Origin of the sequence: Streptomyces sp. S465 (genome assembly GCF_026898115.1) — a bacterium.
Classification (GTDB): Bacteria; Actinomycetota; Actinomycetes; order Streptomycetales; family Streptomycetaceae; genus Streptomyces; species Streptomyces luomodiensis.
Genome location: NZ_CP114036.1, coordinates 4606342 through 4627274 on the forward strand (window position 1 = coordinate 4606342; position 20933 = coordinate 4627274).

General features: G+C 63.5%; 11 protein-coding genes, 1 tRNA gene and 2 pseudogenes. 7 read left to right on the plus strand and 7 right to left on the minus strand.

All coding sequences use genetic code 11. The annotated features are described in order from the left end of the window. Positions 1-53: 53 nt before the first annotated feature. Positions 54-524, minus strand: a complete 471-nt coding sequence (locus N6H00_RS19380) for a GatB/YqeY domain-containing protein (protein ID WP_268973044.1) — start codon at positions 522-524, stop codon at positions 54-56. A 77-nt stretch (positions 525-601) separates the two neighbouring features. Between N6H00_RS19380 and N6H00_RS19385 the strand changes: the two genes are divergently transcribed. Further along, complete coding sequence (locus N6H00_RS19385) at positions 602-1531, plus strand: metallophosphoesterase (RefSeq protein WP_268973045.1); 930 nt, start codon at positions 602-604, stop codon at positions 1529-1531. 106 nt (positions 1532-1637) lie between these two features. Next, positions 1638-1711: transfer RNA gene (locus N6H00_RS19390), tRNA-Pro, on the plus strand. Positions 1712-1794: 83 nt separating this feature from the next. Here N6H00_RS19390 and N6H00_RS19395 read toward each other — a convergent pair. The 3 genes and pseudogenes from N6H00_RS19395 to N6H00_RS19405 form a co-directional block, all read right to left on the minus strand. Continuing rightward, entirely contained in the window at positions 1795-2961 is a 1167-nt protein-coding gene (locus N6H00_RS19395) for a site-specific integrase (RefSeq protein WP_268973046.1), read from the minus strand. Positions 2962-3031: 70 nt separating this feature from the next. Then, positions 3032-3244, minus strand: a complete 213-nt coding sequence (locus N6H00_RS19400; protein ID WP_268973047.1) for a helix-turn-helix domain-containing protein — start codon at positions 3242-3244, stop codon at positions 3032-3034. Between the two features lie 240 nt (positions 3245-3484). Then, a pseudogene (locus tag N6H00_RS19405) lies at positions 3485-3928 on the minus strand (DUF3631 domain-containing protein); the annotation flags it as partial. Between N6H00_RS19405 and N6H00_RS19410 the strand changes: the two are divergent. The 5 genes and pseudogenes from N6H00_RS19410 to N6H00_RS19430 all read left to right on the plus strand — a co-directional run. Further along, positions 3920-4488 (plus strand): annotated as a pseudogene (locus N6H00_RS19410) (transposase); the annotation flags it as partial. The pseudogenes N6H00_RS19405 and N6H00_RS19410 sit on opposite strands and share 9 nt — an antisense overlap. A 728-nt stretch (positions 4489-5216) precedes the next feature. Further along, the gene (locus tag N6H00_RS19415; protein ID WP_268973048.1) at positions 5217-7772 is read left to right on the plus strand and encodes a hypothetical protein; all 2556 of its coding nucleotides are present in this window, start codon (positions 5217-5219) and stop codon (positions 7770-7772) included. A 1084-nt stretch (positions 7773-8856) separates the two neighbouring features. Next, positions 8857-14424 (plus strand): DEAD/DEAH box helicase, encoded by a 5568-nt coding sequence (locus N6H00_RS19420; RefSeq protein ID WP_268973049.1) that lies wholly within the window; start codon positions 8857-8859, stop codon positions 14422-14424. 158 nt (positions 14425-14582) lie between these two features. Next, positions 14583-15149: a DUF4365 domain-containing protein gene (locus N6H00_RS19425; RefSeq protein WP_268973050.1), complete on the plus strand. Its 567-nt coding sequence runs from the start codon at positions 14583-14585 to the stop codon at positions 15147-15149. After that, positions 15146-16339 carry a hypothetical protein gene (locus tag N6H00_RS19430; protein ID WP_268973051.1) on the plus strand — a complete coding sequence of 398 codons (1194 nt, stop codon included), beginning with the start codon at positions 15146-15148 and terminating at the stop codon, positions 16337-16339. Before N6H00_RS19425 ends, N6H00_RS19430 begins: the two co-directional genes overlap by 4 nt. 209 nt (positions 16340-16548) lie before the next feature. Here the strand turns inward: N6H00_RS19430 and N6H00_RS19435 are convergent, their stop codons facing one another. The 3 genes from N6H00_RS19435 to N6H00_RS19445 all read right to left on the minus strand — a co-directional run bounded on the left by N6H00_RS19435 (position 16549) and on the right by N6H00_RS19445 (position 20451). Beyond that, complete coding sequence (locus N6H00_RS19435) at positions 16549-18525, minus strand: Druantia anti-phage system protein DruA (protein ID WP_268973052.1); 1977 nt, start codon at positions 18523-18525, stop codon at positions 16549-16551. Beyond that, a complete protein-coding gene (locus N6H00_RS19440; RefSeq protein ID WP_268973053.1) occupies positions 18522-19979 on the minus strand; it encodes an ATP-binding protein in 1458 nt (485 codons plus the stop codon). The genes N6H00_RS19435 and N6H00_RS19440 overlap by 4 nt, the downstream gene beginning before the upstream one ends. A gap of 88 nt (positions 19980-20067) precedes the next feature. After that, positions 20068-20451 (minus strand): hypothetical protein, encoded by a 384-nt coding sequence (locus N6H00_RS19445; RefSeq protein WP_268973054.1) that lies wholly within the window; start codon positions 20449-20451, stop codon positions 20068-20070. Positions 20452-20933: the final 482 nt, after the last annotated feature.

The following is a 20933-nucleotide window of genomic DNA, read 5'->3' on the forward strand; positions in this document are numbered from 1 at the left end:
TACGAACAGCGCGTGAACGGTAACGCCACGCGACGGCTGTCCGGTCGCGCGAGTTACCCGCCCGCGAGCTGCCGCTTCACCGCGGCGGCGACCCGGCCGCCCTCCGCCCGCCCGGCGATCTTCGGGTTCACGATCTTCATCACAGCGCCCATGGCCCGCGGACCCTCGGCACCGCCCGCCGCGGCTTCCCGCACCGCCTCGGCCACCAGGGCGTTCAGCTCGTCGTCCGTCAGCGGCTTCGGCAGATACTCGGCGAGCACCTCGCCCTCCGCCCGCTCCCGCTCGGCCTGCTCCGCGCGGCCACCCTTCTCGAACGCCTCGGCCGCCTCACGGCGCTTCTTGGCCTCCCGCGCGACGATCTTCTCCACCTCGGCGTCGGACAGCTCACGGGCGCTCTCGCCCGAGACCTCTTCCTTCGTGATCGCGGTGATGGTGAGCCGGAGAGTCGAGGAGCGCAGCTCGTCGCGCGCCTTGATCGCCGCGGTGAGGTCGTCCTGGAGCCTGGACTTGAGCTTGGTGGTCATGGCGTCGAGTCTGCCAGCACTGGCCGGGAATCACCCGAAGATTTCTCCCCCTCCCGCGTTCTGCGACCATGGATGGCATGCGCGCGCGATACGGAGTACCCCTGGGAATCACGGCGGTCGGCGCAGCCGGCCTCGCCTACGCCGTCGGCTTCGAAGTCCGGTCCTTCAGGCTCCGGCGGATCACCGTCCCGGTGCTCCCGCACGGGATGCGCCCCCTGCGCGTCCTCCAGGTCTCCGACATCCACATGGTGAGCGGACAGCGCAAGAAGCAGCGCTGGCTCCAGTCCCTCGCCGGGCTGCGCCCCGACTTCGTGGTGAACACCGGGGACAACCTGTCGGACCCCGAGGGCGTGCCGGAGGTCCTGGACGCGCTGGGCCCGCTGATGGAGTTCCCCGGCGCGTACGTCTTCGGCTCGAACGACTACTACGGACCGAAGCTGCGTAATCCCGCCCGCTATTTGCTGGAGAAGGCCAGCGGCCGGCATGGGCTGAACGGCAACCCCCCGGCCGTCGGCGCCATCCACAACCCGTGGACGGAACTCCGCGACGCCTTCGACGCGGCCGGCTGGGTCGGACTGTCGAACACCCGCGGCCGGCTGAAGCTGGACGACATCGAGATCGCCCTCACCGGCCTCGACGACCCCCACATCAAGCGCGACCGCTACGCCGAGGTGGCCGGCGGCCCCGAATCGGGCGCCGACCTCTCCCTCGCCGTGGTCCACGCCCCGTATCTGCGGGTCCTCGACGCCTTCACCGCCGACCGCTACCCCTTGATCCTCGCCGGCCACACCCACGGCGGCCAGCTGTGCATCCCCTTCTACGGCGCCCTGGTCACCAACTGCGACCTCGACACCCGCCGGGTCAAGGGCCTCTCCCAGCACCACGCCGGCGGCCACACCTCCTACCTCCACGTCTCCGCGGGCTGCGGCACCAACCGCTACACCCCGGTCCGCTTCGCCTGCCCCCCGGAAGCCACCCTGCTCACCCTGACCCCCCAGACCCTCTGACCCCACCCCCACCCAGCCGGACCGCCCGAAACGCCCCGACCTGCGAGCCCTCGGAAACCGGATTTCGTCTCTGGCCGCAGGTCCGCTAAAGTAGAGCTCGTTGCTTCGGGGTGTAGCGCAGCTTGGCAGCGCGCTTCGTTCGGGACGAAGAGGTCGTGGGTTCAAATCCCGCCACCCCGACACAGGTCAGAGGGCCTATCCGCTTCCTGCGGATAGGCCCTCTGAGTGTCTAGGGGGCCAAACAGGGGGCCAACCGGTTTTGATCAAGCCTCTTCGATGTCGTGCGAAAAGATCACGTCCATGGCTTCGGCTCCCTGGGTGATGACCGGCCGAAGCTGTTTCCGATAGACGGCCTCGGTGGTCGCCTGGCTGCTGTGCCCGACCAGCAGCGCGATTCGCTCCAGCGGGATGCCGTGGTCCGAGAGCAGCGATACGAAGCTGTGGCGTAGCTCACGGGGCGTCCACTCCGGCGCCAGCCCTGCCTTCTTCACGATGGCCCGGAAGTCCCGACGCACGTTGGCAGCGTCCAGCGGCTCACCGCTCCGCGTCGTGAAGACGAGACCAGTCGGGCTCCACTCCATGCCCTTCGATGCGCGTTCCTGCTTCTGCCACCGCAGGTGTTCGTTGAGCACGTCGACCACCTGCTTCGGGAGCGCGATCGTCCGACGACTCTTCCGGGTCTTGGTGTCGCCGTGCCTCCGCACCGACCGCCACACCGCGACGTGGGGAGGGACGCCGTCTTGCGTCGACAGGTAGACGTGATCCCACGTGAGGGGCCGCGCCTCTTCCGTACGCACGCCGCTGAGGAGTGAGAGCACGAGGTAGGCGTATAGCCGCGATCCTCGGGCCGCAGCCAGGACGGCCTTCGCCTGCTCCAAGTTCAGCGCCTTGCTCGGGCGTCCTGGACGTCCCTCGGGGACTGTCACGAGAACCGCGACGTTCCGCACAGCCTTGTCCCTGCGCTGAGCGTGCTCGATAGAACGGCGAAGCACGGCGAGTAGGTCACGGAGACTCCGTGTCGCGAGCGCATCGGCCCTGTCGTCCAGCCAGTCGTCAACGTCGTCGGCGCTGAGGTCTTTCAGCTTGGCCCTGCCGATGAACGGAATCAGATGCTTGTCGGCGAGCGAGCGGTTCTTGCTGACGGTCTGCTCGTCGCGGCCCTTCAGCCCCCGCTCCAGCCAGTCGTTCACCGCGTCGGTCACTGTGTAGTTGGCGGGCGACTTGATGCCGGTGCGCACCTCGTTCTTCAGGTCCCGGATCTTCGCGCGGACTTCTGTCTTGGTCTTGCCGTGCACCTTCGGGCGGCGGCGCTTGCCGTTCGGGGCGTACCCAAGAGAGACGGCGCCCACGTAGCGGTTCTTCGCCGCGTCCCAGTAGATCGTGTCCTCACCGTGGCCTGCCCTGCGGGCACGCTTCGGGGTCTCGGTCATGCTGCTTTGGGCCTCTCGAAAGGACGGGGCCGCACCCTGGAGGGGCGCGGCCCATGGAGGTCGGAGGAAGTCAGGCGGCAGCTCTCGCTTCGCGCTTGAGGAGTTCGACGTATTCCGTGAGGTACTCGAGCGGCACGAGTCGGCGACGGCCTATACGAACGGTCTGGAGACGGCCAAGCCGTACCTCTTCGTAGACCGTCGAGCGGCCGACCCCGAGGACTACCGCAGCCTCTTCGAGCCTGTAGAGCATTTGGCCGACAGGTGTGGCGACAGCAGAACTCATGCGGTGACGCCTCCTCGACGAGTTCGGGAAGGTGGGCCCCCTTCTCTCAGGTCCGCTACATCCGCCACGGCTGCTACGTCGCAGGTTAGGGGCGGGTTTTGGCGTAGCGGCTGATCGGGGTGTAGCGGATGCGTCCGCTACAGGGCCGGGGTTTGTAGCGGTTGGAGGGGTGGTGTAGCGGGGGCGTAGCGGTTGTCGTGCGCGACATCCGCTACGCCGTTTCCGCTGATCAGATGGGGGCTACTCGGGGTCGGTGGCGGATGTAGCGGACTCCGGCGCCTTGGGGGCGGGGCAGTACCGCTTCCATGCGTCGTAGAGGTCGGCGGCGTAGTAGCCCTTGGCCACCCCGGCCCCGGTGCGGATGTTGCGAGCCTTGATGGGCTCGTTGTCGGCGGTGACGTACTCCCCCAGCCGCTTGGCGAGCTGCCGGGCGTCCAGCGGCTTGCCGTTCATGTCGGCCCATGGCGCCTCGTCCAGGGCGTTCAGGGCGGCGATGATCTGGGCAGTGGGCATGCGGTCGGCTCCGCAGAACACGCTGTCGCGCAGGTCGGTCAGCAGTCGGATACCCAAGGACGCCTTGTCCCCGGCGGAGGCAGCGGCCACCAGCTCCACGCACGCCTCACGGGCGCGGCGGGGCCAGTCACCCCCTGCTGCGTCGGCCACGGCCAGCAGCGGCTCCCACACCCGACCGCCGCATGGACGGAGGTCGTCGAGCCGGACGGCGAAATCCGAGACGGCGCTGGGTCGCCGAACTGTCCGGCGGCTGTCTGAAGCTCGAGTCAGAGGGAATGCGGCTGATCGTCCGCTAGAAACGGCCCCATTCCAGCGCCCAGTTGCACTTCACCGAGGTCGACAGCCTGCGGCTCACCGCATTCGCCACCAACACCACCGGCGTCCCGATCGCCACACTCGAACTGCCGCACGGCCAGCGCGCGAAAGCCGAGGACCGCATCCGCGCCGTCCGCGCCATCGCCTGCACAACCTGCACGACACCGCGCAGAACCAGATCTGGCTGGGGATCGGCCAGATCGCCCTCGATTCCTGACCTGGATGCCTATGCTCACCCTGACCGGCGAAGTCCGCAGGTGGGAGCCTGGCCGCCTCCGGCTCCGCCTCTTCTCCGCAGCCGCCCAGATGTCACCACTGCCCGCCGCAGGAACCTGAGATTCGCACGCCACTGGCCCTGGCCCGACGAAATCACGGAGGCCCCGGCACAGCTCGAAACCCTCCCAAACCCGGGCTGAACAGTACACTTCCCGCCCCCGCGAACAGCACCGCCCCCGCCGGGCCAGTGGAACCCGACGCGACAGCCGGACCATCAGCGAGTCCATGACCGACTCGAACACCCGAAATGGTCCGACGAAAGAACCGACGGGCCGTCACGAAAGATCGAGGCTGGGAGTCCCAACAGAACAGGGCATCGGCGAGTTTGGGCGCTCGACGCCCCGCCGTCTCGATCCTACTGCACGTCAGCAAGAACGTCTTGTCACATTAGACGTCTGCTGGCGATGCTGCACACTAGATCGTCAGTTCCCACCCCCAGGAATCGATCTCGCGCCATCCTCCCCCAAGACTCGGCGCTCTGTTGGACACTGTCTCTGCGGCAATGCAAGAACCAAGAGAGGTGAAACCAGGCATGGGGGGGATGACGCGTGACGGTTCGGTAGAGGTCCTCAAGTACCTGCACAAGCGACTGCATGACCACTTCCGTACGCTTCACGAACGTCGCCAGGCACTCCAGCGAGCGGCTCCAGTCTTTGCGTTGGAGCACGACCTCAGCAGTAGTGACTTCGCGTTGCTCCTAGCTGCGGTACGGGATGCCGTCAGGCAGGGACTCGATACTCGCTCCCGCACCTGGTGGTTGCCCTTTGTAGTACACGCAGCAGAGATCGGCTATAGGTACGTTGGAGATGAGTACTGGCCGCTCTTTGTCCAGGAAACACCGGGCTGGGAAAATAGTCCGGGTTGGAGCGTGACCACCAACCGCCAGCGCATAAAACAGTGGTTCAAGCGATTCGCAGCCGACTACGGCGGCGCCGAGCCGAAGGGGAGCTTTGCAACCAACTTCAACATCATTGCCTGGCCAATCACACACGCCGTCATACCCGCAGACCTCCAACGGCAGTTGGCGCAGCTTCTGTTTGAGTCGCGAGCGGTTATGACCGCAGAGCTCCTTAGTGATCCCAACGCTCTGGGCGCATGCCTGGCTACGCGCACGGGTGGATATAGCGAGCGTTTCCAGATCTTCTGCAGCAACCAGAGCCTCCTCGGCCAGGTGGCCGCCGCAATGCTCTCAGGCGACGACGAGGACTCCCCGTACCTAGTGCGATCGACACTCGCTCGCCTGGTCGACGACCTGACCAACGAACGTCAGTCACGAACCTGGTTGGCCCGCGCCAAACACTCGGCCAACTTGGTCCGCTCAAGCGGATTTCTCCCCCTGAACCCGAGTGTGAGCCTCGTGAACCGGGGGCAGCCACTCGCGGCCGTCACCAACCCGAAGCTGCTCCTGCGACAGGAAAACAGCGGTTGGCGTCCCTATTTAGGGCTTCCCGATCTCACGCCTCTGCAGGCTCGGCATGATCAAGTTGGTCAGGAACTTCGGAGTCTCCGCCCGAAAGTTGAGGGCCGTCGCCAACCACTTCCCCGCGGTAAACTGTTGTACCCAGGTGAAGTATCTCTGTCCACGTGGCCACAGCCCGAGATTCCAATTATCCAACTGGAGCGGGGATCATCGGTCGTGAACAGCCTGATCGCGGAGCATTGCTCCATCACTCAGGGCCCGTGGTGGGTTTTCCGGAAGCAACCGGGTGGGCTGGCCCTTGAGGTCAAAGGAAAATTTGTCCGGCCAGGGCATGAGTACTGTCTGGTCGGACGACTCGAGGGTGAACTGCCCGCGCTACCGTTCGTCACTAAAGCGACGGTTCTGGCTGAAGGAGTGCACGCCTTCGAGGTGAAGGTGCCTAAAGTTGTTGGCGAAGCGGAACTTTCCATGCTTGCGGCGGCCGAGCTGCCAGTGTTGACAGACGTGTCGATTCGCCCCGTCGGTCTCGTCCCTGGAGCCTGGGACGGGGAAGGTGCCGTCGAGTGGCTAGCTGGAGATCCGGTGCTGCTCGCTGTACATTCCAATCGCACCATGGAAATGTGCGCTGTGACCGTCGATGGTGGGCTCCCTACAGCGCTCGAGTGGCCTGCCACCAAGGCAGAATTAATCTTTTCCCTTGAGGATCTCACTGTGGGCACTCACGAGGTCGACATTGCGCTACTGGGCACAGACAACGGTGCGCCGGTTAAAAGCGGCTCACTCGCGATCACGATCCGTGACCCACACACAAACCTGGATGAAACTACTGATGGCGCAGGCATCCGACTGTTTGCCACGCCAGCGCGTCCGAAACTGACCGAGCTCTGGGATGGTCGGGCGAGCCTCTCGATCGACGGTCCGCCAAGTACGAAGGCAGAACTGGCGATCGTGCTGCGTGACGATGTCGGCAACGCACTGGCACAGGCGCAGCACAGCGTCTCGCTTCCTTTCAGCGATAGTGCATGGGGAAGACTGGCAGATCAGGAACTACACAGGAGAAAACTGCTCGCCGCCTACGATGATGCCGAGTCGTGCGAAGTGTCGGTCGCCCGAAGCGGAGTGGGTTTCGCGTCCCTGATTTGCGAACGCGGCTTCCATCCGCTCCGCTGGGTGCTTACCAAGCGGCACAATGGCGAGCATGAGGCACGCCTGATCGATCGGACAGGCGGGGATGACACTCAGGTGCTCCTGTTTTCGGTGGAGGCGCCTCTGGTTGGCGAGCGCTGCGATTCCTGTCGACCAATTACAGTTCCGGCGAATGGAGGACTGCTGCAGGCGACGTCCGGCAATGTGACCGCGGCCATCGTCTTGCCACCCGAGCCGAACCGGCTGCGCCAGAGGCTAAACGACCGTCCGAGCATCCGGTACGCAGAAACGTCGCTCTCTGAGATGAAGCGGCTCATCTTTGGTCACCGTCGGTGGCTTGACGCCGATGCGCCAGCAGATCCGTTCACTCGTCATCAGCGGGAACAGGTTCTCAACGCAATCACCACGGCCCTTGTGTCCCTTGCTGCTGGAAGCAGGTGGGCTAGATTGGAGCACAAACGCCTTCCTGTCGGCGGTCGCAAGCCGCCTGATGTATTGGACGAAATGCGGGAACTCGTGGGTCAGGCTCCGAAGCAGCGTGCTGCGGCCCAGCAGATTGCCAGCCACCTCTGGCAATGGGCGGACTCACCGGCAGCGCTGAGCGATGGATTCGCCAGCGCGGTCCACATCATCGCTGCGGCCAGCGGCATCGACGATCCGCACACCGCAGCAGACTTCTTGCTTCCCCTTGTGACCAAACCGGGCTCTCTCGCGAGTTGGGACGAGGCCGAACGAGACCAACTCTTGGAGTGTGTGCTCCGGTCTCCTGTACTCATTCGGGCAGCTCGCTTTGCTGTGCTCGGGACTGAAGACCTACGAGAGGCGTCGAACAAGTCAGTTGTCGGAGTTAGCCGATGAAGATAACTCCGATAAGTGGTCCCCATGCAGCGGAACGTGCGGTCCGCGCGCTGGGGCTGGATGAGGCTGCTACTGACCTGTTCTCGACAGAAGCGGTATGCGCCTCGCTTCGCCGCGCGGCTTCATTCCTGTGTCCGGCGACACCGCGTCGACTTGTGGAAGCAGTCCTTGAGGCCATTAGCCCGCTCGACGAGTCTTGCTTGGTTACTCGGGGCCAGGTCGCGGAGCAATTGGATTTCTTGGTGTCGATTGGTGACCTGGTCGAACTCCCTCGCCAGGAGGATCGCGGCAGTCGCCATCTCTACCTGGCTCCTCCCTCGTATGTGGAGAAGGCTCCGGGGCAGTACCTCTTCCTAGGTGTACGCCCCAACGCCTCACCGCTCGTTGACGAGTCTGTGGGCGCGGAGGTGCTGTACGAGGGCCATACACGGTCCATAGAACTGGCCCCAGGGGTGGCTCCTATGCGATTGAAAGCCGCTGGCCTGCGTGAGATCCGACGTGAGCACTGGCTCCAACATCCGAGGGCGGATCACGCAGCCGCTGTCGTCGTTGCGATGCGTCAACGTTTGGACCAGGCCGCAGAATCTGGCGACGTCAGCGGTCTGACAATCATCGATCCTGGGAAGTCCGTTCACTACTACCGCGGCCGCTGGCGACCACCCGCGGACGACGACTCCGGCGACTTCGTTGCTCGCCGGCCCCAAGCCTACGGTGCAGATCTGTGGTGCCTTGTACGGATTGAGCGTGGTGTGCCCCGCGCACTTGTGGATCTGCCGGTTGACGCCTCTGATGTGCCAGCCTGCGACGAAGCGTGGCGCTTCCAGGCAGCCATCGATGCCGTGACGGGAAACCCGCAGGTCATGCACGTCCGGTCTGCTACAGGGGCGCCCGGGAGCCGAATGTTGGACTTGTTCGGACCTGTGCCCGGCTGGGCTCAGCGCTACCTCGACCTCGTGGGAACCCCTGTCTCACGGGCGAGAGGCGCGTTGATCTCGTACCGCGTACCGATGTCGGCGATCGGCGAGATGTCGGCGTTCGTCACTGACATGCTGTGGATGCACGTCAGAGAAGAGGGAGGGGTGGCGTGACAGTGGAAGCGCCAACGATCGCGGAGACGGTCACCAAGATTCAGGCGGCCCTTCGGGACTACATCGAGGCGACCTATCACGTGGGGCATCCCACCGTGATCGATCAGCGTCGTGTGCTGCTCGAACAAGAGGGCGTGCTGTTCCGAGCACCCTTCATCGAGAGCACTCCCCGCTATCAGACGAACCGACGTTTTGGTGATCTCGAACTCGCTGCACCTGGCCAAACGCTCTTCGGCAGCTTGACCACCCACGTTGGTGGCCTGAAGCCCATGCTGTATGACCCGCCCTATACCCATCAGGCTGAAGCACTTGAGTGGACGACTCGTGACGGCCTTAGCCTTGCGGTCACCACTGGTACCGGCTCGGGGAAGACCGAGTCGTTCCTCCTGCCGATGCTGGCGAAGCTTGCAGCAGAGGCGGCGAACAAGCCTGAGTCCTTCGCCGCTCCGGCTGTGCGGTCCCTGATCCTCTATCCGATGAACGCGCTGGTGAACGACCAGTTGGGTCGTCTTCGGCTCCTGCTCGGCGATCCGCGCGTCACAGCCCAGTTCAGCGAGTGGGCCGGCCGCCCAGCACGCTTCGCTCGTTACACCAGCCGAACCCTGTACCCCGGCGTACGGAAGGTCGAGAAGGACCAGGCACGGCTTCGCTCGATCGAGAACTTCTACGTTCACCTCATCAATCGGGCAGACGACCCTTCCTCGCCGGGGCACGGCGAGGCGGCAGCTCTCATCGAGAAGCTGCGATCGCGCGGAAAGTGGCCGGCCAAGCCAAATCTGAAGGCCTGGTACGGCGAAAGTGGCTCCCGTTGGAAGAACAAGGATGGCGAGTTCGCCCGTGCCGTCCTTCAGCCCAACGACCCTGAACTGCTGACGCGCCATGAGGTGCTGGGCACACCTCCGGATGTTTTGATCACAAACTACTCGATGCTTGAGTACATGTTGATGCGCCCACTTGAGCGGCCAGTGTTCGATGCGACGCGGGCTTGGTTGGCGAACAACCCCGATGAGAAGTTCCTCCTGGTCATCGATGAGGCCCACCTCTATCGCGGCGCGGCTGGCGCCGAGGTTGCCCTTCTGCTGCGCCGGCTTCGCGCCAGGCTTGGGATTGCCCCCGAGCGGCTACAGGTGATCTGTACGAGCGCGAGCTTCGCGAGCCCTGAGTACGCGCGTCAGTTCGCTGCACAGTTGAGCGGCAAATCCGAGGGCGACTTCAAGACTGTAGAAGGTCGTCTCGCCCTTCGAGAACTCGCTGGTCCCGGGAGCCTCCAGGACGCCCAAGCTCTCGCTGCCGTACCGATGCACGAGTTCTACGAGGGCGAGGGAGACGAAGCCCGCATCGCCGCCGTTCAGGGGCTACTGGACTACCGGAAGGTAGCCGTGAAAGAGGGCGCCACGGTCGGTGAACTGCTGCACGATGCTCTCAGCGCATTCGGCCCCATGAACCTGCTCGTTAACGAGACGATGCAGCGGGCACAACCGGTACATGAGTTGGGCTCGCTCATCTTCCCGACCGTTGAGACGGAGCTTGCCGATCGGGCTGTTTCTTCCATGGTGGCACTCGGTAGCGCGGCGCGACGGTCGGCGAATGACGCGGGTCTGCTGCCATGTCGCGTGCATGCATTCTTTCGTGGGCTGCCTGGGCTGTGGGCTTGTCTCGACCCCGACTGCCCGGAGGTTGACCGGGAGGCACACCCGGAGCCGGGGCCGGTTGGAAAGCTTTACGCCCAGCCGCGGGCAACTTGCGAATGTGGTGCACGGGTCTTCGAGTTGTACACCTGCAGGCACTGCGGCTCCGCCTACGCACGGGCCTACACCGACGTCGTAAGCGAGCCGACGTACCTATGGCACGAGCCGGGGGGATCGTTCGAGTCCGCATCGGGTTCCATCCCCGAACTCCAGGCACTCGATCTACTGCTTGAGGAGCCCTCCGATGGCGATGTCGAACCCGCCGACATCGATCTCGTTACCGGCCGGCTCAATCCGGAAGAACTAGGCGCCCGCGTCCGCAGTGTCTTCATTCCTCGGCTTCGAGGGGGAGAAGTCGTCAGGGGTGACGACGATGGCGGTGATGGTGAGGCGGAGGCGAACGGAGAGTTCAAGCCGTGCGGTGTCTGCGGGCAACTCGCCGGGTTCGGCCGTTCATCGGTACAGGATCACCAGACGAAGGGTGACCAGCCGTTCCAAGCCTTGGTGACACGTCAGCTCGAGGTCCAACCACCGGGGGCCCAACCGTACACCGATTTTGCGCCACTGCGCGGTCGCAAGGTACTCGCGTTCTCCGACTCCCGGCAGGTTGCCGCACGGCTGGCACCCAACCTTCAGAGTTACTCGATGCGCGATGTCATTCGGCCCCTGCTCTTGCGCGGGTGGCAGGAACTGGCAAATCAACCGTTCCTTGCACCGTCGCTCAGCTTGGAGCGTCTGTACGTGGCCGTCATGGTCGGAGCGCGAGTCTTGTCGGTGCGGCTGCGTCCGGAACTACGACCCATGGAGACGCTCCATGTCTTTGACACGGTCGCGAAGGCAATCGACAACGGTGCGCTCTCAGGCAATCCCGCTGGGTTGGTGCCACTGCTTACCACTGCCAATCCACCGCAGTCGCTGTTGAGGGCCATGTACGCGACGCTAACGGACAAGTACTACGGGCTGTCGTCCCTGGGCCTGGCATCCCTCCGTGAGCGGGCGGACCTCACCGATACATTGTTGACGGAACTGCCGGACATCGGCGGGGTCGCAGACAGCGCCGAGGCCAAGCTCGCGCTCGTCCGGTTGTGGCTAGCGCAGTGGAGCAGCCCAACCCGCGGCATCTGGTTCCCGTCGATGACCGATGGTGAATGGGGGAGGACGAAGGGCGGCGTCAAACCGCACAGGGGTAAGTTCCAATCGATCGAGCGTTGGCTCGATTCGAGGGCGGCGAGGAAGAAGTTCGCGGACGACTGGCTGCAGACGTTGCTCACAACGTTCTGCGAGCCAGTGGCCGGGAGGTTTCGGTTGTTGGCCCAGAACGTTGCCCTGGAACTTGGTGGAATGTGGGGATATTGCGAGCGCTGCCGCTTCACGCAGCGGCCCTTCCCCGGCACAATCCGGTGCGTCAATTGCGGGTATGATCGGGTTCGCACGCTAAATCCCGACACGGATCCCGTCTTCCAAGCCCGGAAGGGCTACTACCGTGCTAGCGCGTCCCGGGCGTTGGGTGAACCGCCCGAGCCTCCATTGAGCATCATCGCCGCCGAGCACACGGCCCAACTCAATGCCGCCCAGTCCGACGCAGTATTCTCCAAAGCAGAAGAACACGAGTTGCTGTTCCAGGACGTCGACCTCGGCTTGACCCGCCAAGGAAAGCAGTCACGCGCCGCCATCGACGTTCTGTCCTGCACGACCACCATGGAAGTTGGCATCGACATCGGCAGCCTGACCGGCGTCGCGCTGCGCAATATGCCACCGTCGCGCGCCAACTACCAGCAGCGCGCAGGGCGGGCGGGGCGTCGGGGCAACGCTGTTGCCACCGTACTCGCCTTCGGAAGCGCCGACACACACGACGACCACTACTTCCGTCAACCAGAGCTCATGATCCGCGGCAAAGTCGATGACCCAGTGCTGACGATGAACAACGACGAAATCGCGCGGCGCCACGTCATCGCTTACCTGCTGCAGCGCTATCACCAGGATCGACTGCCAGCAATCGAGCCTGAGGATCAGCCTCAGCTCTTCGAAGTCCTGGGCACTATCGAGGACTTCGTCGGAACAGCATCTCCTCTGAATCGGAACGACTTGGAAGAGTGGCTGAGGTCCGAGGAAGATAAGCTGCGTGAGGAGATTGCATCGTGGCTTCCCGGTGAACTGAGCGAGACGGACCGCAGAGCCGTTCTAAGCGGTGTCGTCACGAACACACTTCGCGAGATCGACAAGGCACTTGACCTCGACCTCAACGGGAGGCTGCCAGCTACCTCTGAGGGCGATGCGGCATCTGAGCACGATGAGGTGGAGGCAGAAGGCCCCGCGGAAGACGGCGCCGAGGAGCCGAGCGCCCGGCGGAGCCAGACGAACCTGCTTGATCGGCTGCTGTACAAGGGGGTGCTGCCGCGCTACGCGTTTCCGACGGATGTCGTGGCCTTCCACGTCTTCGATCTCGATCGGTCAACGCCGTTCAATGCCGAGTTCCACTATGCGCCCAGTCAGGGGCTCCCGGTGGCCCTCAGCCAGTATGCACCTGGCAAAGTGGTGTGGGTTGATAACAAGGAGTGGACCTCTGGTGCCATCTATGCACCGGTCCAAGAGGAACGCTTCCAGGCCTGGCGGGACAAACTGCTGTACTTCGAGTGCCAGGTATGCCACTACGCCAAGCATTACCCTCACGACACGGCAGAGCGCGGCAAGGAGCGGGACTGTCCCGCCTGCGGTGCCGAGGGCAAGTTCGGCAAGGCGAAGAACTGGATGCGACCGCCAGGCTTTGCGCACCCGGCCGATAAGGCGCCGGGTACAAGCCCAGACGACGCGCCGGCCCGCAGTTACGCCACACGCGCCAAACTCATGGCTCCCGGGCCGACCGAGGAGACTGCCTGGCGACGTGTCACCGATCGCTTGGCACAGACGTACCGCCGCGAAACACTGCTCGTCACTAACACCGGTCCCCGCAACGAGGGATACACCTACTGCACGCGCTGCGGGCTCATCGAGCCGACTGCGACTGCAACTGGGGCGGTCGTCGGTACGCACAAGAAGCCTTACCCCGACGAGAAAGCCCCGGAATGTCCTGGCACGGCCTCAACCCGGGGCCTCGTGCTCGGAACTGACTTTCTCTCAGATGTGCTTCTGGTTCGCTTGAAGGTGGCCCCGCCGATCACATTGAGGCCAGCTCTGCTGTCGACACACGTCGCTCTCCGTACGGTCGCTGAGGCGCTGACGATTGCCGCGACCCAAAGGCTCGATATTGAGGCGACGGAACTACAGGCAGAGTACCGTCCTGCGCTGACTTCCCTCGGTAAAGAAGGCCTTGAGGCCGAGATCTACGTGTACGACACGCTCGCAGGTGGAGCTGGCTTCGCTCGACGGGTCAACGACTGCGGAATGGAAATCCTCGAACAGACGCTGGAGCGCCTCGAAGAATGCCCGGCGAACTGCGACGAGTCCTGCTACCGCTGTCTTCGCAGCTTCCGTAACCGGTTCGAGCACAACCTCCTTGACCGGCACGTCGGTGCCAGCCTGCTGCGCTACCTGATCCGCGGAACCCAGCCGAGTCTGGACGAGGAGCGACTCGAACGATCGGCCGACAAGCTCTATGAGGACCTCGACAGCCGAGCACTCGACGACATCTCTTTCGCCCGAGGGGCCAAGATCGACGTTGAGGGAGTTGGAACGATCACCGCGCCTATCCTGGCAAGGCGTGGTGACCAGCAGTTGATCCTGGGCGTACACGGCCCGCTAAGCCCTGATCTGGCGCCAACTGACGGGTTGCGTGCGGCGAAGCAGTCCGGCAACGTGCTGATCCGTCTGATCGACGACATGGTGATCTCCCGCAATCTCCCGTTCGCCAGCCAGCAGGTACTGCAGGCGCTGAGCTAAGCGGAATCAGTGTCTAGACCGCCACCGGCGCCGAGGCGTTGGTGGCGGTCCTGTCGTCGCCATCCGCAACCGCCGTTCGTATGACGTAGCCCAAGAACGGAAAAGAATGGACCTTAGGGCGACTTTGACCGCTGGCAGCGACACCAGAAGGGGAACATATGCCGGCAGATGACCTTGAAGAGGCCATGGGCGAAGATGACCTCGCAGAGGGGCAGGTGCCTATCACGGCGCTGCAGGAACATTTCAGCGTTTCGTTTACACGAATGATCGCCTACGCCGCCGGGTGCTCGATAAAACCTCATGAGACCGACTATGAGGGCGTTGACATTACGATCGTCTCCTCAACGGAGTACCGCGGTTACTATGGTCCGCAGTTCGAACTCCAACTCAAGTGCACCTATCAAGAAAGTCTACTCAAAGATGACAGCATGACCTGGCGCATGAAGGCAAAGCCGTTTCGGAAATTGACACGCAGGAAACGGTACATCCCCGCCTATCTCGGCGTACTCCTCATCCCTCGCGAACCAGAGCCGTGGCTACGAACCGACGAATGGGGGTTGTTCACGCGTAGCCGCATGTTCTGGGAGTCTGCCGATAACCTGAGATATGACGGCCCGATCAAGGAGTACCACACAGTACATTTGCCACGCCGAAACCTGTTCACGGGTGAGCAACTTTTGGGCATAATGAAAACGATCGGCGACGCAGAGGAGGGTTCGCGGTGAACCGATCTACACTCGACAGTTACCGCGATATTGCATCCGCGTTGACCCCTCTTGCCGTCTCCCAGTTCCTAGCTTCTCATGACTGGGAACTGGAGCATCAGCAGCCAGATGTCCGTCAGGTCTGGCGCTACGGTTCGGGCCATTTGTCCACCGCGCCACGTGTCATGATTCCGCTTGCTACTGACTTCGCAGATTTCATGCCACGCTTCGTGGATGCGCTCGAGTCGCTCGGACACATCCATGACTGGGATGCAGGTCAGCTACTGGAACGCGTCATCGCTACACGCGCGGACCTCTTTTTCGTTCGCCTCGACCAAGGCATGATTGACGGCACAATCCCCTTCCAGCAAGCCGAAAGGACGCTGCAATCCATTTACAAGATGATGAGGGCAGCAGCAACCACAACCGCTGACCCGCATCACTCGCACAAGGGACGTAGGCCAGCAGCAGTAGGCGAATTCCTGGATGAAGATGTACGACTTGGGCACACGAAGCGCGGCAGTTTTGTGTTCACTGTCGTAACACGCCTGGGAGACCCTAGCCCTCAGGCTGTCGACGGCCAAGAGCAGCCAACCATTGCCTTCCCCCGACGGGTCATGGAAACCCTAGCCAGAGGACTTGAGACCACAAAGCGCCTAACGCAATCCTGGGACCAGGAAGCCTTCGAATTTCCAAGCAATCTAGGGCTAAGTGCAGGGCTAGTCGAATCACTCGAAGATATGTCGCAGCCCGAACACCTTCGTTCGCTGGACTTGTCTTTCCAATGGGCGGCAGCTGAACCTAAGCCGGACGTAGGACTAGCAACCATTGTGCTGGACCGCGATGTGATTGACGAGCTCCCGCGAGTTCGGGAGCGGCTCGTACGAAGAGAAGAGCCCGTACGACGGGAGACATTGGTCGGACTCGTTAAGTCACTCACGCGGGATGATGCGGCACCCGACAACGATGAATCAGCAATCATCACCGTCGCAGCGGAGGTAAGCGGCAAAACTCTGCGTGTCCAGGTTCCACTAACCGGAGACAATCACGGCTGGGCAATAATGGCTTATAGGCGCCGACTGCCCTTTACGGTGACCGGAGACCTCTCATACGAACGCCGCGCATGGCGTCTGACGGGGGATATCGAAGTCGATTCGAGCTTCCTGCAGCATCTCTCAGGATCATCAACACCGGACTTGGGCGAGGCATGAAGCCGGAGCACTGCAAGCATCAGCGTTGGTCCCTCGCGGGCTGTGACACCCCGGAGCCCGGGGTGTCACAGCCCGCGGACACAGGCCGCATGACGGCTCCTGCACTCAAGCATCCGCGCTCGCGCACGCGATGGAGCACGCCCCGCTGGTGGAAGCCGCAGGCTGCGCGCTGGCTGGCTCCGACGTCTGGAGTAGGTGGTGGCCGTCTCTTAATTGGAGATAGGGAACATTTCCTCGCCGGGTGCCGGCATCCCCTCCCCTACAGGCAGCGGTACACGGGCGCCGTGCTCCACTGGACGGACCAACCGATGCGAGCGCATGGACTCAAGAACATGCTCCTGTATGGCCCGCCGTCGGCACCAGCGCTCAAGCCACCACTCGGAGACCTTGGCGTCCGCTTCGGTCAGTTCGGGATTCAGCAGGTACTTCGGCTCCTGGTCGATGCCGAGCGAGTAGTCCCGCAAGTTCTCGACCAGAGGAACCCCGTAGAGGATGCGCTCGCGTCCGTGCTTGAGAAGCTCGTTGGCGGGCCAGCCAAGCGCTGCCAGCCCCACTCGAACCTTACGTAGTCGAGGGCTGACACCCTCGCCGAAGAGACTGTTGATCCGGACGAGCGAGCCGCGCAACGTCGAGACTCGAACCAGGGCGTCGACGGTCTCATCGGAGAAGTGAGACGTCCCGAAGGACCGTGACCGTCCAAGCTCGTGAAAGCCCATTCGGATGTCGCTCTCACCGCCCATGACGTTAGCAGGCCAAAACAGTCGGTTGTACTGACTTGAACCGGTGCCGTAGAGCGACGTGGTTCCGACGAAGGAGAGCCGCGGCTCACGCAGGATCGGGCGGCCGGCCATCGCCGACGCGATCTCGCTTGGGCGTGCATACTTCTCGCGGTAGGCGGATAGAACCTGGGGCGAGACGGCAAGTGCCCCCACCAGCTTCCCCGCCGCTAGCGCGCTGTAAGGCGCCACGGCGCCGCAGACGGTGAGGTCGGCGATGACAGTACCGACCCTCTCTCCACGTGCGCGACGCACCACTCGGCGCATCTGCGAACGCGCCTTTGGATCCGAGAAGGCCTTGGTCAGTCCTTCGATCGTAGGCGGGGAGAGATAGCCCCCAAGCAGTCTGGCGATCTCTAGGGCTTCTGCGAGCGCTGACGAACGCTTGCTCCGAAATAGGTCAGTTTCGGCGCGCTCCACCCACGCTTCGCGGTCGATGTTGCGGACCGCACGGATCGTGCTTGCCTGGTGGTGCCTCTGACGGTGCCGATCGGCATCGGCCCGCAGCCGAGCGATGACCTCAGGCGTGGGCGCTGCCAGGTCGGTCGGTTGGAGAATCCCATCACGAAGGAGATCGTCAACGTAGATCTCGTTCTGCTGCCCCTCGATCCGTCGAGCCAGCCAGCCAGCAATATCAGCAGTGGGCTCAGCTTGCACCTGCTTGAGGAACTGATCGGTCTCCCAGCCCATCCAGTGGTCACGCTCGGCAATCTGGACGACAGGGCTGGAGATGGCCGCCAACCCGATCACCGCGTGGAACTCGGTGGCTGCGTCCCGGACCAAGACCGGCATCGAGCGGCCAGGCACGGTCGCGTAGGCGTTGGACCATGTGTGGCGGAAGTAACGCCAGATGTCGTGAAGCTTGAATCCAGTCAGTTCACAAGTCGATGAGTCGACGATCTGAACGTAGGGCTTAATGACATCCGCAGGCGCGTCGGCGCGCTGAAGCGCGTCCGCCAGCTCGCGGCCGTCACGCATCAGGTTGAAGACGGAGACCAATGTGCCGCTGTGCTGGTGCGTGCGCTCCATACCCTCGACGAACCGTCGAACACTGGTCTTTCTGAGCTGTTCATCACGACGGAGGTGCTCCTGGCGCCGGATCCGGGCCTTCTCCACCTTGCGGTCGCCGTGGACCGAAGGGGGAGCGAAAACAGCCTTAGACCTGTCTACTCGAACAGTCCAGCCTTGATCCACAAGATCGATGGCGACGTGAGCAGCTGCCGCGAGCAGAGGCTGGTCGTACAGGTTGTTGATCTTGGCTGCCTTCAACCACCGCTTGTGGTCGCCTGCGGCTTCAGCCCCCACCGGCGTGCTCGCAAGCTGGGTGCAGAGCCGGGCGAACCCTTGCCGTTCCCGACGGGAGGCGTAGGCCGGAAGGCTGAGAGGAACGAGCTTGGCCTCTTCTTTCATGACTTTTGGAGCATCCGTCCGTAGGTCCTGCTCCACATGCGCAGGAGATCGTCGCAGTTGTGGCCGTCACGGCTGAGGAGTGTTGTGGTGCGGGCGAAGGACAGGAGGAACAGTTCGAGAGCAGTCCGGAGTTCTCCTGCCGCCTCATCACCCAACTTCTGGAGCGGACGGTACAACGCTGCGAAGGCAGGGTGGTCAACGTTCAGCGTGACATCGAGCGTGCGCCGCTTCAGAGAAGCAGCGAACATCTTATCGATCGAGAGTTGCTCGGATCCAATCCGGTAGCTCAGGGCGCCCGAGCCCTTCCCCGCCGTAGGGATGACAGGCAGATCGGCATCCGCGGCCGCCGCTACCCGACACGACGCCTCCGTGGCCGCTTGAAACTTGACCTCCTCGAAAGCTTGGCGGACACGCGAGTTCAAAAGCCGGGCGATCGCCTCCAACTCCGGCCCGAGGGCCTCCTGGAGTACCTGGGAAGGCCGAATTCCCTGCTTGTTGATGGTGATACCAAAGTGCTCGTCGAGGACGGGATCAAACTCGATCTCGCAGCGCCACCAGTCGTCGTAGTTCTCTTTGCGCTTCGCCCCCATGAGGTGCCAGCCGCTCGCGATCTCGCGACCGGCGCGGAGGATGGAGACGCCGGCTCCGCCTACGATGCCGCTGCGCCGTTTGGTCACGTTATCCAGGTGCTGCCAGTGCTGCACCGGCAGCATCGCGAACCGGACGGTAACGAAGGCCGTCTTGCCCGACGACGCTGCCAGTTCATAGCGGAGCGGCTCGAACGCCAAGCCTGCGCTGTGCCCCTCGATCTTCGGCGTGAGAAGCATGGGATCGACCGGATCGACCCGCTTCCCATTGAGGGTCAACGTGAGGTCCCCGTTGCTGAGGAAGCGGCGGTAGATGCGTCCAAGATCCCGCCGCAGCGCTCGCTCGAGCCAGGCGAGGCGCCGGTACTCAATACGGTCACAGTGCTGCCAGGTCACCACGCAGCCGGACCCCGTGGTGACGCCAGGCTGGCGGAGGGCCCGAAGATCAACTGGTGTCCCGGCGGCGATGGCGTCGACGTCCAAGCTGACCTGGTTGGCTGCCTGACCGTTCTGCCATGAAGTCACCTCTACTCGCCGTGCCTGGCTGAGGGACGCGGCAGGCAACCCCATACCGAACCGGCCGAACGACTGTCTCTCGTCGAAGCGTGACGAGCCGCCGAAACGGAGGCATGCCTCGAGTCGCGAACGCGACATGCCCTCCCCATCGTCCTCCACACGGATCTCCGGAAGGCCGCCTGGTTTGGGTCTCGTGACCGTGACCGCGACCTCCGTCGCTGATGCCTGGAGCGAGTTGTCGATGAGTTCTGCGAGGGCGGTCGAGAGGCTGACGTAGCCCGACTCCCGGACTGCGCGGATGAAGTTGGAGGAGACCAGGAGGTCGTCCTTGCGTTGCGTCTGCTGGCCCATCGCTTCTCCCGATGACTTGCTCAGATTCCTGCGTCGAGAGTAGCTGCATCGAGGCCGCCTGGAAAGCAGGTCGTTCGGTGCGGCAAAGTCAGTCAGACCTGGTCACGATCGTGACCGTGATCCGCTTCGTCTTGGCCGGTTCGGTCAGGTCTAGGCCCGAGCCGTCGGCCATGAGGAGGCGGACGGTAGGGCGGCTGGCCCCGGCAGCAAGCCGGTAGGGCTCAGCAGATTCGAGCGGTACGACCCGACCCGTACGCTGCAGATCGAACGAGATACGGTGGCCGGCCGTGTGTATGTTGATGATGCGCTCAACGACGTCCACCTCTGTCACCGCCTCCCCTACGAGCGCTTCTGGAAGCGGCGAAACGGACTTGAGCGAGTTGACGCCGAGCACCTGGAGCATGGCGATCTTCTTCCCTTTGAGTCGCTCCAGGAGCGGTGCGATCTCGGCTGCGGACTGGATGGTGGCCATGTGAGCATCATGGCTGAAGAAGCAGGGCGTGTGCGCCAGGCCCGGCAGTTACTGTTCCGAGTATCCGCTGCCCTCCTTGTCAATCTGTAGTCAGGCACCCGGCATCCAGGGTTCCTTCCTGGGCGGGACAGGATCTCCACTTCAGATGACCAGCACGAACGGCCCGATAGCCGAGTCTGAGAACTCGGTGCCGAGCCCGACCCGCCGCTGAGTACGACGCCGACCTGGCCGGTTTTAATGGCACGAATCCACGTCGCGAGCGGCTGCACCACGCACGGCCTTCGCCCGTCCCGCGTCAGGGCCGGAACCACACCCACGGCCATGGCCGCACTGCGCAACCTTGCCATCGGCGCATCCGCCTGGTCGGAAGCGGCATTGCCGTCGGCCTCCGCAAGCACTCCCGCAACACCACCGGGCCGCCCAATACTCTCGGCATCACGTAATCAAAACCAATCCGCAACCACAAGAGCGACGCCGTCCTT